A 14,315-nucleotide genomic window follows, 5' to 3' on the forward strand; every position below is an offset into this window, starting at 1 on the left:
TGGGACGACGACGGATGCCGCGGCGTGCAGCCTCGGTCGTCGGTGTCGTCGTCGCCTTTCTGTTCGCGCTCGCACCGTTCGCACCCGCACCGGCGGCACAGGCCGACGTCGACGACTTCGAGTTCTCGTCGTTCACCGGCGATTACTACCTGGCCCGTGACGACGACGGGGTCGCCCAGTTGTACGTGCAGGAGACGTTCGTCGCGCTGTTCCCCGAGTTCGACCAGAACCGCGGCATGGTGCGCGCACTGCCGCAGCATCAGGACGGCATCGACTTCGACACGCTGGTGTACGACGTCCGCGACGCCGACGGCGCCCGCATCCCGTGGTGGACCGAAGAGGACGACGAATACGTCTTCGTGCTGACCGGGAGCGACGACTTCGTGCACGGCGAGCAGACCTACACGATCACGTATCGCATGAGCGATGTCGTCATCTCGTACGACGACACCGATGTCGACGAGTTCTTCTGGGACACGATCGGCACCGACCACGCCCAACCGTTCGGCGCTGTCGACGTCACGGTGCACGTCGCGGGTGATCTCGCCGCCGAGCTGCTCACCGAGGGCGTCAGCTGCTATCAGGGCGTGCAGGGCTCGACCGACACCTGCGACCTGATCGGGCCGCAGCCGGACGGCGCATGGCCGATCGCCGCCGACGAACCGGGGGAGGGTGCTGTCGCACTGTCGGTCTCGGCCGGCGCACAGGGCGCCTACGAGAACGTGACCGTCGCCGTCCCCTTCCGCCGAGGGGCGTTCGTGGCGCCGTCGCTGCCGCCGGGCGGCGTGAGCTGGGGCGGTTGGATCCTCGGCGGCGCCGGCCTGCTCGTCGGACTCGCCGGCATCCCGACGCTCGCGGTGATCGGCAGTCGCCTTCGTCGCAACCCCGATCGCACGCCCGTGATCGCCCACTACACGCCGCTGAAGATCTCGCTCACCCGGTCGGCCGGCGTGCTCGATCGACCGCGGCGCGCGCTCGCCGCGCACATCGTCGACCTCGCAGTGCGCGACCGCATCGAGATCCACGGCAGCGGGGAACGCGCCCAGGCGCGTGACTTCGCGCTCGTGCTGACCGACCGCGAAGGCCTCGACGGCGATGACCTTGCGCTCGTGAACGCGCTGTTCGGCAGCAAGGCGTCTGCCGGTGCGCGACGCGAACTCGCGGTGCTCCGGTACAAGCCGACCAAGAAGCTGCAGCAGTACGTGCGGCGCATCGACCCGGAGACCGTGAAGGCCGGGCTGCGCCGTATCCGGCCCGGATGGGTGGGAGTCGCGCGCCTCGCGGTGGGTGCCGCATCGCTCGTGGTGGCGGGTGCCCTGTGGTTCAACGCCGAGGATCTCTTGGCGCACGCCGAAGGCCCGGCGGGTGGAGTGCTGTTCGGCGCGGGTGTCATCCTCTGTCTGGTCGGTCTCGTCGCCTCGTGGGCGTGGCCGTTGCCGAACACGGTGCTCACCGACCAGGGCGGCGCGCACGCGCGCGAGCTCGAGGGGATCGAGCTGTATCTCCGTGTCGCCGAGCGGGAGCGTCTCGCGGCCGCGCAGGCTCCCGCGACGGCAGAGCTCGTGACCTCGGGTCGTCGCGCGTTCGGCGATGACGCACCGGGCGACGTCGTCAACGTCTACGAGCGACTCCTGCCGTATGCGGTGCTGTGGGGGCTGGAGCGTGAGTGGGCCGAGGTCATCCGATCGGTTGCACCGGCCGGCGCCGACCTCCACGTCGACGTGTATCCGTTGCTGCGCACCCGCGTGCTGGTGGCGGCGTCGAACAGCGTCGGCCGCGCCGCCGCCGCGCCGGTGTCGTCGGGGCGGGGGAGCGGGTCGTCTTCCTCGGGCGGCTGGTCGTCTTCGGGCGGGTCGTTCGGTGGCGGCTTCTCGGGTGGCGGAGGGGGCGGCGGCGGGATCGGTGGGCGCTGAATCGCTAGGATCCTCTGGTGGCCAAACTGTACTTCCGCTTCGGCGCGATGAACTCCGGCAAGTCCACCGCGCTGCTGCAGGCGGCCTACAACTACGAGGAGCGCGGGCAGCACATTCTGCTCGCAAAGCCCGAGATCGACACGAAGGGCGCTGATCAGATCTCCAGCCGCCTCGGCGTGGCGCGGCAGGTCGATTTCCTCATCCGGCCCGGTGACGACCTTCGCGTGCTGTTCGGGCAGCATCGCGCCCGCGTGAAGGAACTCGCCGAGGAGGCGCTCATCCCGGAGTCTGCCGCGACAGGTGCTCGGCCTGACGTCGCGTGCCTCCTCGTCGACGAGGCGCAGTTCCTCACCCCCGAACAGGTCGACGACCTGTTGCGGATCGTCGTGGAGGACGACGTGCCCGTGCTCGCCTACGGCATCCGCACCGACTTCCAGACGCGCGCCTTTCCCGGTTCGGCGCGACTGCTGGAACTGGCGCACAGCCTCGAAGAGCTGAAGACCATCTGCCGGTGCGGACGCAAAGCGCTGTTCAACGCACGCCTGGTCGGCGGCCGGTTCGTCTTCGACGGCGACCAGGTCGCGATCGACGAGTTGAGCGCCGACCGCGTGACATACGAGTCGATGTGCGCCGAGTGCTATCTGCGCGAGTCGGGCGGGCGCCTGCGCTGACCCGGCCGACTTGCATGGTCTGACCACACAGGCGTACTGTGGTCAGACCAAAGGAGGTCCGGATGCCGGAAACCACGCGCGCGTGGCGCGTCGTGCTCGAGAAGATCGAGCGTGACCTGCTGGACGGCACCCTGAAACCCGGCGACCGGCTCGCGCCCGAGCGCGAACTCGCCGCGACGCTCTCGGTCGGCCGCTCCAGCGTCCGCGAAGCCCTGCGCGTGCTCGAGGTCATGGGCCTCATCCGCACCGGAACGGGCTCAGGGCCCACTTCAGGGGCGATCATCATCGCCACGCCTCGCGGGGGCCTTTCGCAACTGTTGCGCCTGCAGGTCGCCGCACACGGCTTTCCGATCGCGGATGTCGTGCAGACCCGACTCATCCTCGAGGACTGGACGGCCGGTCAGCTCGCGCAAGCGGATGGGCTGGACCTCGCCGACGTGCACACGACGCTCGAGGCGATGGCAGACCCCGCCCTGTCGATCGAGGAGTTCCTCGCGCTCGACGCCCGATTCCATCTGGGGCTCAGCGAAGCGACCGGCAACGTCATCGTTGCAGCGACCATGGGTGGGCTGCGGACCGCGATCGAGGGCTACGTCCGTGAGGGATCGCACCGCATCCCCGACTGGCCCGTGACCGCCGCCCACCTCGTGCAGGAGCACACCGACATCCTCGCGGCGATCGAAGCGGGCGACGCCGAACGCGCCCGCGCACTCGTCGCCTCCCACATCACCGGCTACTACGCCGCCGCCGGCTTCGGCGACGCCTGACCGCAACCCAGGAAGAAGTCCACCATGGTCCAGCGACAACTCCCCGATGTGCGCGAGCTGCTCCAGCTCATGCAGTTCAAGAAGCCCGAGCTCGACGGCACCAAGCGGCGCCTCGGCGCGGCACTCACGATCGACGACCTGCGCACGATCGCCAAGCGCCGCACCCCGAAGGCGGCGTTCGACTACACCGACGGCGCAGCCGAGGGTGAACTGTCGCTGGCGCGCGCCCGGCACGCGTTCGAAGACATCGAGTTCCACCCCGACATCCTGCGTCCGGCCGAACGTGTCGACACGTCGTGCGAGATCCTCGGCGGCCGCTCGGCGCTGCCGTTCGGTATCGCACCCACGGGCTTCACACGGCTCATGCAGACTGAGGGCGAGATCGCCGGTGCCGGGGCGGCGGGGGCCGCCGGCATCCCCTTCACTCTTTCCACGCTCGGCACGACCTCGATCGAGAACGTGCGCGCCGCCAACCCGCACGGGCGCAACTGGTTCCAGCTGTACGTCATGCGCGAGCGCGAGATCTCCTACGGCCTCGTCAAGCGTGCCGCGGACGCCGGGTTCGACACGCTCATGTTCACCGTGGACACCCCGGTTGCGGGTGCGCGTTTGCGCGACAAGCGTAACGGGTTCTCGATCCCGCCGCAGCTGACCCTCGGCACGATCATCAACGCGATCCCGCGGCCGTGGTGGTGGATCGACTTCCTCACCACGCCGTCGCTCGAGTTCGCGTCGCTGACGACGACCGGCGGCACCGTCGGAGAGCTGCTGAACTCCGCCATGGACCCGACGATCAGCTATGAGGACTTGCAGGTCATCCGCGACCTGTGGCCCGGCAAGATCGTCGTCAAGGGTGTGCAGAACGTGCCCGACTCGAAGAAGCTCGTCGATCTGGGCGTCGACGGCGTCGTGCTCTCCAACCACGGCGGTCGCCAGCTCGACCGCGCGCCCGTGCCGTTCCACCTGCTGCCGCAGGTCGTGCGTGAAGTGGGTCAGGATGCCACGATCATGGTCGACACTGGCATCATGAACGGCGCCGACATCGTCGCCTCCGTCGCGCTCGGCGCGAAGTTCACCCTTATCGGCCGCGCGTACCTGTATGGCCTGATGGCGGGCGGCCGGCGCGGCGTGGACCGCGCGATCGAGATCCTCCGCACCGAGATCGAGCGCACGATGCAGCTGCTCGGTGTCTCGTCGCTGGCAGAGCTGGAACCGCGCCACGTCACGCAGCTGCAGCGACTCACGCCCGTCGCCGCGGATCGCGCACGGGTCTAGGGATCTCGATACACCGCGGCGTCGCCGCGGCACTCGATCACCGGGTCGACTCCGGTGTATCACTCCGGTGGTCGAGTGCCGGCGCGTAGCGCCGGTGTATCGAGACCTCAGCGCCGCGGGAGCGTCGGGATGAGTTCGTCGAGGAACGCGGCGGTGTCCTCCCAGCCGTCGACGGCGTGACAGGTGACGCCCATCGCGAGCACCGGGTAGTCGTTGCCGTGTTCGTCGAGCCGGTCGCCGACGAAGAGCATGTCGTCGAGGGCGATGCCGGTCTCCTGCTCAAGCTGACGCATCCCGTACGCCTTGTCGATGCCCCGGTGGGTGATGTCGACCGACGTCGATCCGCCCGAGCGAACCTCGAGGTCGGGAATGCGGGCGGCGACGGCGTCACGCAGCGTGTTCTTCTTCTCGCCGGTCGGGTCCCAGGCGGTCTTCGCGTCGAGCGGTGCCCGCTGGCCGAGCGCGGAGAAGGTGATCTGCGAGCCGCGGTCTTCGAGGATGTCGCCCCACGGCTCGGCCTCCCACAGGCCCAGCCGTTCAGCTTCTTCGCGGACGGCGGTGAGCGCACGTTCCTTCTCGTCGTCGGTCAGCTTGTGCGCATAGACGGTGGAGACGCCATCGGGGGAGAGCCGGTAGTACTGCGTGCCGCATGTGGGCATGAGGTGGAACTGCGCGAGGGTCTCGGCATCGGTCTGGGGGAGGCGTTCGACGACCTGGGTCTGGAACTGCTGCAGCTGTCCGCCGGAGATGATCGCGACCTCGACCCGCTCGGCGAGCGCGAGCAGCAGGTCGCCGATGCGGGGATCGATCGCAGTCTTCGACGGGGCCAGCGTGTCGTCGAGGTCGAACGCGACCAGGCGAGGAATGGTCATTCGAAGGTGGTCCTCTCGTGTGTGATACAGAAAGGCTCCGCCCGATTCGTCATCGTGGCGGAGCCTTTCTCTGGTCGGGGTGACAGGATTTGAACCTGCGGCCTCTTCGTCCCGAACGAAGCGCGCTACCAAGCTGCGCCACACCCCGGTGGCAACCCTCCGAGTCTACCCGTTGAGGGGCGCTCCCGCGAATCGGGTCACGGCGCGGCACGCAGGGTGAGTACCGACAGTTCGGGGCGGCACGCGAACCGAACCGGGGTGTAGATGTTGTGGCCGAGTCCGGCGCTCACGTTGAGCGGCACGTGCCGCCCCGCGTGGGTCCAGCGGCTGAGGCCGCGCGCCTGATCGAGCGGGATGTCGCAGTTCGCGACGAGCGCCTTCTTCGAGAACGGGATGCGCACCTGCCCGCCGTGCGTGTGTCCCGCCAGGATCGCGTCGGCGCCGAGTTCGACGAAGCGGTCGAGCACACGCGTGTATGGCGCATGCGTGACGCCGAGCGTCAGATCGGTGTGTCGTCGACGGGGACGGAGTCGCGCGATGGCCGGTGGCAGCGCGTCGAGGTCATCCCAATCGCGGTGGGCGTCGTCAACGCCGAACGCGTCGATGCGCAGGCTATCCACCACGAGACGTGCCGCGGTGTTGTTGAGGTCGGTCCAGCCGATCTCGTCCGTGAACCAGTCGTCCATCGCCTGCGTGTCGAGGCGTTCGGCGCGCATGTGTCCGCTCGAGGGGCCGGAGAAGTACTTCAACGGGTTGCGCATCTTCGGGCCCACGACATCGTTCGATCCGTGCACGAACAGGCCGGGCACACCTCGCAACGGCGCGAAGGCGGCGCGGATGCCGATGAGGCCGTCGGCGTGGCCGAGGTTGTCGCCGGTGTTGATCACGAAGTCGGGCTGCACCTGCTCCGCGGTCTCCGCGATCCAGCGCTGCTTGCGGTGTTGCCACGGAGCCATGTGCGCGTCAGAGATGTGCAACACCGTCAATGACGGGCTGCCGGCGGGCAAGACGCGTATGTCGTGGCGTCGGACGGTGAACAGTTGACGCTCGATGCCGACACCCCACACCGCCCCGGCTGCGCACGCGCCGAGGGTGCCCAGCGCGGCGACGGCCCAGGGGTTCACCTGGGCCGTCGCTCGCCGATCAGCTTCGCAGGTCAATCGTCGTCGCCCCGGCCGTTGCCGTTGCCGTTGCCGTCGCAGTTTTTCGCCTGGTACTGGATGGTGATCTTCTGATCGCGACTCACCGTCTGGCCCGCGGCCGGGTCGGTGCCCGTGACCGCGCCTTGTTGTGGGGCGCCGTCGCTCTCGGAACAGGAGGAGTCGATGTTGGTGAACCCGGCGGACCGCAGTTGGTTCGCCGCGTCCTGCGGTGAACCGCTCACCGCAGGGACGGTCGAGCCCTTGCCGTTCGACGGCCGGATCGTCACGCTCGTGCCGGCCGCGACACGCCCGGCGCCCGGGCTCTGCTCGACGATTGTGCCGGCGCTCTCGGTGGCATCCACTGCCGCGCCGACGTTCACGCTGAATCCGGCGTTCTCGAGCGTGCGCTCGGCATCCTCGGTCGACATGCCAATGACACTCGGCAGCGTGACGTAGGTGCGCTTGGTGAGCGTCGCGTCGGGCTCGGGGAAGCTGTCGCCGCCGTACTTGGCGTTGGCGGCGCGCTGCATGTCGGGCCAGATGGCGTTACGGATGCGAGAGAGCGTCCAGCCAGCCTCGTAGTAGTTGTTGAGCTTCTTGGTGCCGATGACGTTGCCGACCCACACGACCGTCGTGACCTCGGTCGATGATCCGTCCATCCAGGTATGGATGTACTCGTGGATGCCGGTCTTGCCGAAGATCGGGGTGCCGTCGTACGTCTTGGCGCCGACAGCCGTGCCGTTCATGACGTCTTCGAGCACGAAGGCCGCGGTGTTCGCGACGGCTTCGCTCAGCACGCGCTCGCACTTCGTCTCAGGGATCGCCTGCTCTTCGCCCTGCGCGTTGACGACCCGGTCGATCGACTTCGGCTCGCAGTAGATGCCGCCTGAAGCGACCGTCGCATAGGCCTGCGCCATGTCGAGCGGGGCGACCGCCTGGTCACCGAGCACGTTGAACGGATAGTTGTTCTGGTCGAGTGCTCCACCGTTGTCGAGCCTGACTCCGAGCTTCATCGCGAGCTGATTCGTGGTGCAGACGGAGATCTGCTCGGCCATCGCGAAGAAGCCCGAGTTGAGTGAGTCCTTCGTGAAGCGGGCGACCGTGCCGGTGTAGCCGGGGTTCCTCTCGAAGTTGCCGATGCCGCCGTTGTTGTTCGCCTCGACGGTGGCGGTCGCGCCGTCGCAGGTCTCGACGGTCTTCGTGCCGACGCGGCCGTTCACGAACTCGTTGACCGAGTGTCCCTGCTCCATCCAGTTCAGCAGGCTGAAGAGCTTGTACGTCGACCCGGCCGAGTGGCCACCGCCGTTGCTCTGCCGGCGGACGTTGTAATTGACAGCCGTCGTCTTGCCGTCATCCTCCGTTGCCGCAGCCTCGTACGGCCGGTTCTGCACCATCGACAGGATGCGGCCGGTGCCGACCTCGACCTGGATGCCGGAGGCGCCGAGGTTGATGTCGTCGCGGTTGGCGGGGACGATGTCGATCGCCTCGTTCGCGGTCTTCTGCAGGTCGTAATCGAGCGTCGTGTAGATCTTCAGGCCGCCACGACGGAGGGCCGCCTTGCGGTCGTCGTCTGTCTCGCCGAAGGCAGTGTCGCTGGCGATGATCGACGTGACGTAGTCGCAGAAGAACTTCGCGCCGTCGGCCTGGTCACACCCCTGCTCGCGCTCGGTGATCTTCGGGGTGATCTCGCTCGCTCGAGCCTCGTCGTGCTCTTCCTGCGTGATCTTTCCGTCTTCGAGCATGCGCCGCAGCACGTAGTCGCGACGATCCGTGGTCAGCGCATAGCCGTTCTCAGCGCCGTTGGTTTCGCTGTCCTCGATGTCGATGCGGAACTTGTTCGGCTCCTGCACCATGCCCGCGATCGTGGCCGCTTCGGCGATCGTCAGGTTCTTCGCGCTCTTGCTGAAGTAGTACTGGGCCGCCGCGCCGATGCCGTAGACGCTGCCGCCGAACGATGCGATGTTGAGGTACCCGATGAGGATCTCGTCCTTCGAGTACTCCTTCTCGAGTTGGATCGCGTAGCGCATCTCCTGCAGCTTGCGCTTGTAGCCGTCGGCGCCCACCGAGACGGTCGTCTGCGCGAAGCAGGCGTCGACCTCGTCCTGGTTCACCGCCTGGAACTCGCAGTTCTGCTGCAGCACGTTCTTCACGTACTGCTGCGTGATAGACGAACCACCGCGACCTTCGCCCTCGGCAAGCGCGCCGAGGGTGCCGACGAGGTCGACGCCGCCGTGCGAGTAGAAGTTCTTGTCCTCACTGGAGAGGATCGCGTCGTACATGACCGGGTTGACCTGGTCGAACGTGACGGGGATGCGGTTCTGGTCGTAGAACTCGGTGAGCTTGACGTACTCATCGTCTTCGTCCAGCACGTAGATCTCGGTCGGCAGCATGAGCTTGTCGATCTCGAGGTAGCTCGGCATCTTGTCGAACATCGTGATGGCGCTGGATGCCGCGTAGCCCGAGACGGCCAGGGCGGGGGTGACCGTTGCGGTGACGAGGACACCGGCGATCGCGCTGAGCGCGGTCAGACCGAGTAGACCTCCGAGCACACCGCTGGCCGTCCGTTTCTTGTGGGGCATAGGCTTGATGGTAGGGGAGATTGCTGGGCGAAGCCTGGTGCGCTCCCGCATGCCGCGACAGAGAAAACAGGAGCCGCGATGACCACGTGGGAGTACATGACCACGCCTCTGCTGATCCACAACACCGCCGCGATCCTCAACAATTGGGGCAAGCAAGGGTGGGAACTCGTGCAGGTGGTGCCCGGCCCGGAAGGCGGCCTCGTCGGCTACTTCAAGCGCCCGTCCGGCGCCGGTGCCGCCAACGCCGGCCTCGGTGCCGCCGCGCAGGCCGCGCAGCAGTTCGGGGAGGCGTGATGCTCGCCTCGCAGCGCCTGGCCGAACTCGGCATCGAACTTCCGGCGGTGGTTCCCCCGGTCGCGGCCTACATTCCCGCCATCTCCCACGGCGATCTCGTCTACACCTCCGGGCAGCTGCCCATGATCGCCGGCGCCCTGCCCGCGACCGGCAAGGTCGGTGAGGGCGAGGGGCTCGTCACGCCCGCCGATGCGAAGACGTACGCACGCCAGTGCGCGCTGAACGCGATCGCCGCTGCCGCCGACATTGCGGGGAGCGTCGACAACCTCATCGGCGTCGTCAAGGTCACCGGCTTCGTCTCATCCGTTCCCGAGTTCACCGGGCAGCCCGGCGTCATCAACGGTGCCAGCGAAGTGCTCGGCGAGATCTTCGGCGAAGCGGGACGCCACGCCCGCTCCGCCGTCGGTGTGCCGGTGCTGCCGCTGGACAGCCCGGTCGAGGTCGAGGTCGTCTTCGCGACCCGTTGACGCCCTACTTCACCTGGGTGCTGATGATGCTCATGACGGCGGTGTCGGCCAGGGTCGTCGTGTCGCCGACCTCGCGGCCCTCGGCGACGTCGCGCAGCAGACGGCGCATGATCTTGCCCGAGCGGGTCTTGGGCAGCTCTCCCACGATGTAGACGTCGCGGGGGCGCGCGATCGGTCCGATCTGCTCGCCCACCCACGTGCGCAGTGCGTCGGCGAGGCCTTCGGGGGAGTGCGCGTCGAGGAAGCTCTGCTTCAAGATGACGAACGCCACCACGGCCTGACCGGTCGTCTCGTCCGATGCGCCGACGACGGCCGCCTCGGCCGTCGCCTCGTGCGCGACGAGGGCGGACTCGATCTCGGTGGTCGACAGTCGGTGTCCTGAGACGTTCATGACGTCGTCGACGCGACCGAGGAACCAGACGTCGCCGTCGTCGTCGAGGCGGGCACCGTCCCCGGCGAAGTAGTAGCCCTGCTTCTCGAACTTCTCCCAGTACGTCTCCTTGAAGCGCTCCGGGTCGCCCCAGATGCCCCGCAGCATGCTCGGCCACGGCTGGGTGAGCACGAGCAGGCCGCCGTTGCCGTTGCCGACGTGCTCGCCGGATTCGTCCACCACGTCGACGCCGATGCCGGGCAGCGGTACCTGCGCCGATCCGGGCTTGGTCTCGGTGACGCCGGGGAGGGCGGAGACCATGATCGAGCCGGTCTCGGTCTGCCACCACGTGTCCACGATCGGTGCCACACCGGCCCCGATGATCTCGCGGTACCAGATCCAGGCTTCGGGGTTGATGGGTTCGCCGACAGAACCGAGCAGGCGGAGCGACGACAAGTCGAACTTCTTCGGGATGGCGCGACCCTGCTTCATGAACGAACGGATCGCGGTCGGCGCCGTGTACAGGACGGTCACACCGTACTTCTCGACGATCTCCCACCAGCGCCCCGGGTGGGGGGTGTCGGGCGTGCCTTCGTACAGCACCTGCGTCGCACCGTTCGCGAGCGGGCCGTACGTGACATAGGAGTGGCCCGTGATCCAGCCGATGTCGGCGGTGCACCAGAACACGTCGGTTTCGGGGTGGATGTCGTGGACGACCTTGTTCGTGAAGGCCGCCTGTGTGAGGTAGCCGCCCGACGTGTGCAGGATGCCCTTGGGCTTTCCTGTCGTGCCGGAGGTGTACAGGATGAACAGCGGGTTCTCCGCGGGGAACGGCTGCGCTTCGTGGTCGGCCGACGCGGCGGGAACGACGTCGTGCCACCAGTGGTCGCGACCCTCTGTCCAGGCGACCTCGTTCTCTCCCCGGCGCACCACGAGGACGTGCTCGACGCTTTCCTGCGGGCCGTTGCCGCGGTCTGCGAGCGCCTGGTCGACGGCGGTCTTCAGCGGCGAGACCTTGCCCTTGCGGTAGCCGCCGTCGGCAGTGATGACGAGCTTGGCGCCGGCGTCGTCGATGCGCGAGCGCAGGCTGTCTGCGGAGAAGCCGCCGAAGATGACGGAGTGGATGGCGCCGATCCGCGCCACGGCGAGCATCGCGGCGATCGCTTCGGGGATCATCGGCATGTAGATCGCGACGCGGTCTCCCGCCTCGACGCCCAGATCGGTGAGGACGTTGGCGGCGCGCTTGACCTCGTCGGTGAGTTCGGCATACGTGACGCGGCGCTCGTCGCCGGGCTCGCCTTCCCACAGCAGCGCGACGCGATCGCCGTTGCCGGCCTCGACGTGACGATCGAGGCAGTTGTATGCGACGTTGAGCTCGCCGTCGGCGAACCATTCGGCGAACGGCGGGTTGGACCAGTCGAGCACCTTCGTGAACGGCGTGTGCCAGTGCAGCGCCCGAGCCTGCTCGCCCCAGAACGCCTCACGGTCTTCGGTCGCCTGCGCGTAGAGCGAGGCGTCGGCGACGGCATTTGCGGCGAAGTCGGCTGACGGTGCGAATCGGCGGTCTTCGTTCAGCAGGTGGTCGATCTGGCTGCTCATCGTGGCGCTCCCTTGCGTCGGTCGCCGGCTGCGACGGCGCAGACGGCGTGAGGATGCGGGCAAATCTAGCCGTGGGCATCGCCCGGCACCACCGCCGATAGTGGGGAGTCCATTGGTTTCCGTGACTCGATATATCTGTTCGACACAGCCGTATTCGTTTGGATGCGTTCCCACCGGAACGTACACTCGTTCCGGCCGAACATCGATTCTGGCATCGCGGCACCTCCGTCACCCCCAGACACGGAGTGCTGCGTGAGGCGGCATCCCATTCCCCCCCATGGGATGCCGCCCTTCTCTTTCTCCGGCGCAGTCCCACGGTCGCCGCCTCCTCCACGGAACGCTTCCGCGGGCAGTTGTCCACCGATCGCCCTGCGGCGCGGTCCCGACCGGATCCGGCCACCTACCTTCGAGGCCATGTCCGAAGCGTTCGTCGCCCTGCCCCGCATCACCGCCACTGGCCTACGCCGCCGAGCCGGCGTCGCCGGCATTCCGCGCAGCCTGCCCGATCATCCGGCGATCGCGCCGCTGCGTGCGCACTTGATCGACCCAGAGGTGACCGACGTCTTCGTCAACGGCACCGATGGCCTCTATGTCGATCGCGGGCGCGGTGCCGAAGCGGTCGAAGGGTGGCGGTGCGAGCCAGACGAGGTGCGGGCGCTCGCCGTCGCGCTCGTGGGTATCGGCGGCAGACACCTGGACGATGCCACGCCCTGCGTCGACGTGCGTTGGGAACACGGCGCGCGGGTGCATGCGGTGCTTCCACCGGTCGCACGTTCGGGTACCGTCATCTCGATCCGGTTGCCGTCGCCGCAGGTGCTGAGCCTCGACGATCTCGAGCGTCGAGGCAGCATCGACCCCCGGATGCGCGCGCAGCTCGAGCGTCTGATCGCTGATCGGGTGAACGTGCTCGTGTCCGGATCGACCGGCGCCGGAAAGACGACGCTGCTGGGGGCGATGCTCTCGCGCGTACCGGGCGGGGAACGCATCGTCACGATCGAAGACGTCGCCGAGCTGCGACTGGAGCATCCGCATCACGTGTCGCTCGAGGCGCGCCAGGCGAATCTCGAGGGCGCCGGTGAAATCGCGCTGCCGCGACTCGTGCGTGAAGCGCTCCGCATGCGCCCGGATCGACTCGTGGTCGGGGAGTGCCGTGGCGCGGAAGTGCGCGAACTCCTCACCGCGCTCAACACCGGTCACGACGGCGGCGCCGGCACCGTGCATGCCAGCGGTGTCGCCGACGTTCCCGCCCGACTGGAGGCCCTCGGCGCGCTCGCGGGCTGGGACGACCGGGTCGTCGCGCGACAGGTCGCCAGCGCGATCGGCGCGATCGTCCATGTTGCACGGCGATCCGACGGCACGCGTGTCGTGACAGATCTCGCGCGCCCCGTCATCGTGGGCGACCGCCTCGGCATCGAGGAGGTGGCGGTGTGAGCATTGCGCTGCCGAGGCGACACCGCGACCGCGTCGAACCCGACCGGACGCCGCAGGCGGACTCCGTCGCGAGCACCGTCCGCGCACTCGCCGTCCTCCTCGAAGCGGGCGTGGCACCGGTCCAGGCGTGGCGACACCTCGCCGCCGGCGGTGACGAGGCCGCGGCGTCCGTCCTCGCGGCGCCCACGGGGCGGGGTGTGGCTGACGCGCTCGCCGAGGTCGGCGGAGATTGGCGCCCGGTCGCACAGGCATGGCGCATCGCCGAGGTCGTCGGCGCGCCGATGGCCCCGAGCCTCAGGGCGATCGCGGCCGCGCATGGTGACGCCGTCGCCGCGCGCGACGACGTGAGGGTCGCGCTCGCCGAACCGGCAGCCACCGCGCGACTCGTGTCGTGGCTCCCGCTGATCGCCGTGGCCCTCGGGTTTGCGTTCGGGTTCGACATCGTCGCGACGCTCACGCACCCGCTCGGGCTGGCGTGCCTCGTCGGTGGTGGTGCGCTCATGCTCGTCGCGCATCGATGGACGCGGCGCCTCGTCGCGGCCGCGCAACCCGTCGAACAACTTCCGGGGCTGCGCGCCGAACTCCTGGCGATCGCGCTGTCCGGCGGCGCGTCGATCGGCCGCGCGTGCGATGTGCTCGCCGCGAGCGATGCGGGGGAGCCCGACGAAGCGAGCCGGCGCGTCCTCGCGCTCTCGGAGACCGCGGGTGCGCCCGCCGTCGAGCTGTTGCGCGCGTCGGCTGCCGAGGCGCGCGCCGATGCGAGGACGGCAGGCAAGCTGCGGGCGGCGAAACTCTCGAGCACGCTGCTCATCCCGCTCGGGGTGTGCACGTTGCCGGCGTTCCTGCTGCTCGGCGTCGGCCCGATGCTCCTATCGGTGCTTTCCGGTTCCGCCCCCGCGTTCTGATGACGACCCCACCAGCCGTGCCCACCAACA

Annotated in this window: 12 protein-coding genes and 1 tRNA gene; 8 read left to right on the forward strand and 5 right to left on the reverse strand. The window is 68.5% G+C overall.

All coding sequences use genetic code 11. The features are described 5' to 3' along the window. Window positions 1–14 precede the first annotated feature (14 nt). The 4 genes from ACSF8R_RS01255 (at window position 15) to ACSF8R_RS01270 (ending at window position 4,626) form a co-directional block, all read left to right on the forward strand. On the forward strand, window positions 15–1,913 hold the full coding sequence (locus ACSF8R_RS01255; RefSeq protein ID WP_434810030.1) for a DUF2207 domain-containing protein: 1,899 nt from the start codon (window positions 15–17) through the stop codon (window positions 1,911–1,913). Window positions 1,914–1,930: 17 nt separating this feature from the next. Then, on the forward strand, window positions 1,931–2,584 hold the full coding sequence (locus ACSF8R_RS01260) for a thymidine kinase (protein ID WP_434810031.1): 654 nt from the start codon (window positions 1,931–1,933) through the stop codon (window positions 2,582–2,584). A 62-nt stretch (window positions 2,585–2,646) separates the two neighbouring features. Next, window positions 2,647–3,351 carry a FadR/GntR family transcriptional regulator gene (locus ACSF8R_RS01265; protein ID WP_434810032.1) on the forward strand — a complete coding sequence of 235 codons (705 nt, stop codon included), beginning with the start codon at window positions 2,647–2,649 and terminating at the stop codon, window positions 3,349–3,351. A 24-nt stretch (window positions 3,352–3,375) separates the two neighbouring features. Next, on the forward strand, window positions 3,376–4,626 hold the full coding sequence (locus ACSF8R_RS01270) for an alpha-hydroxy acid oxidase (protein ID WP_434810033.1): 1,251 nt from the start codon (window positions 3,376–3,378) through the stop codon (window positions 4,624–4,626). A 107-nt stretch (window positions 4,627–4,733) separates the two neighbouring features. On the opposite strand, the gene ACSF8R_RS01275 is transcribed toward ACSF8R_RS01270, so the two are convergent. The 4 genes from ACSF8R_RS01275 to ACSF8R_RS01290 all read right to left on the reverse strand — a co-directional run bounded on the left by ACSF8R_RS01275 (window position 4,734) and on the right by ACSF8R_RS01290 (window position 9,219). Continuing rightward, window positions 4,734–5,498, reverse strand: a complete 765-nt coding sequence (locus ACSF8R_RS01275; RefSeq protein WP_434810034.1) for an HAD-IIB family hydrolase — start codon at window positions 5,496–5,498, stop codon at window positions 4,734–4,736. Window positions 5,499–5,569: 71 nt separating this feature from the next. Further along, window positions 5,570–5,646, reverse strand: a tRNA-Pro gene (locus tag ACSF8R_RS01280). A 49-nt stretch (window positions 5,647–5,695) separates the two neighbouring features. Then, on the reverse strand, window positions 5,696–6,622 hold the full coding sequence (locus tag ACSF8R_RS01285; protein WP_434810035.1) for a metallophosphoesterase: 927 nt from the start codon (window positions 6,620–6,622) through the stop codon (window positions 5,696–5,698). 32 nt (window positions 6,623–6,654) lie between these two features. Then, window positions 6,655–9,219, reverse strand: a complete 2,565-nt coding sequence (locus ACSF8R_RS01290; RefSeq protein WP_434810036.1) for a transglycosylase domain-containing protein — start codon at window positions 9,217–9,219, stop codon at window positions 6,655–6,657. 78 nt (window positions 9,220–9,297) lie between these two features. Here ACSF8R_RS01290 and ACSF8R_RS01295 point away from each other — a divergent pair, with 78 nt between their 5' ends. Continuing rightward, window positions 9,298–9,513, forward strand: a complete 216-nt coding sequence (locus tag ACSF8R_RS01295; RefSeq protein WP_434810037.1) for a DUF4177 domain-containing protein — start codon at window positions 9,298–9,300, stop codon at window positions 9,511–9,513. Next, on the forward strand, window positions 9,513–9,980 hold the full coding sequence (locus ACSF8R_RS01300; RefSeq protein WP_434810038.1) for a RidA family protein: 468 nt from the start codon (window positions 9,513–9,515) through the stop codon (window positions 9,978–9,980). The genes ACSF8R_RS01295 and ACSF8R_RS01300 overlap by 1 nt, the downstream gene beginning before the upstream one ends. A 4-nt stretch (window positions 9,981–9,984) precedes the next feature. Here ACSF8R_RS01300 and acs read toward each other — a convergent pair whose 3' ends face one another. Beyond that, complete coding sequence (gene acs, locus ACSF8R_RS01305) at window positions 9,985–11,949, reverse strand: acetate--CoA ligase (protein ID WP_434810039.1); 1,965 nt, start codon at window positions 11,947–11,949, stop codon at window positions 9,985–9,987. 414 nt (window positions 11,950–12,363) lie between these two features. Between acs and ACSF8R_RS01310 the strand changes: the two genes are divergently transcribed. Further along, window positions 12,364–13,380, forward strand: coding sequence for a TadA family conjugal transfer-associated ATPase (locus tag ACSF8R_RS01310; protein WP_434810040.1), 1,017 nt, complete (start codon window positions 12,364–12,366; stop codon window positions 13,378–13,380). Continuing rightward, the gene (locus ACSF8R_RS01315; RefSeq protein ID WP_434810041.1) at window positions 13,377–14,285 is read left to right on the forward strand and encodes a type II secretion system F family protein; all 909 of its coding nucleotides are present in this window, start codon (window positions 13,377–13,379) and stop codon (window positions 14,283–14,285) included. Before ACSF8R_RS01310 ends, ACSF8R_RS01315 begins: the two co-directional genes overlap by 4 nt. Window positions 14,286–14,315: the final 30 nt, after the last annotated feature.

Origin of the sequence: Microbacterium sp. bgisy189, assembly GCF_965345345.1 — a bacterium.
Lineage (GTDB): Bacteria > Actinomycetota > Actinomycetes > Actinomycetales > Microbacteriaceae > Microbacterium.

What these genes read in the sequence shown, in the direction of transcription:
- ACSF8R_RS01255 (WP_434810030.1), top strand. Translation starts at nt 15, where the DNA reads ATGCCGCGGCGTGCAGCCTCGGTCGTCGGTGTCGTCGTCGCCTTTCTG.
- ACSF8R_RS01265 (WP_434810032.1), top strand. Translation starts at nt 2,647, where the DNA reads ATGCCGGAAACCACGCGCGCGTGGCGCGTCGTGCTCGAGAAGATCGAG.
- ACSF8R_RS01270 (WP_434810033.1), top strand. Translation starts at nt 3,376, where the DNA reads ATGGTCCAGCGACAACTCCCCGATGTGCGCGAGCTGCTCCAGCTCATG.
- ACSF8R_RS01275 (WP_434810034.1), bottom strand. Translation starts at nt 5,498, where the DNA reads ATGACCATTCCTCGCCTGGTCGCGTTCGACCTCGACGACACGCTGGCC.
- ACSF8R_RS01290 (WP_434810036.1), bottom strand. Translation starts at nt 9,219, where the DNA reads ATGCCCCACAAGAAACGGACGGCCAGCGGTGTGCTCGGAGGTCTACTC.
- ACSF8R_RS01295 (WP_434810037.1), top strand. Translation starts at nt 9,298, where the DNA reads ATGACCACGTGGGAGTACATGACCACGCCTCTGCTGATCCACAACACC.
- ACSF8R_RS01300 (WP_434810038.1), top strand. Translation starts at nt 9,513, where the DNA reads ATGCTCGCCTCGCAGCGCCTGGCCGAACTCGGCATCGAACTTCCGGCG.
- acs (WP_434810039.1), bottom strand. Translation starts at nt 11,949, where the DNA reads ATGAGCAGCCAGATCGACCACCTGCTGAACGAAGACCGCCGATTCGCA.
- ACSF8R_RS01310 (WP_434810040.1), top strand. Translation starts at nt 12,364, where the DNA reads ATGTCCGAAGCGTTCGTCGCCCTGCCCCGCATCACCGCCACTGGCCTA.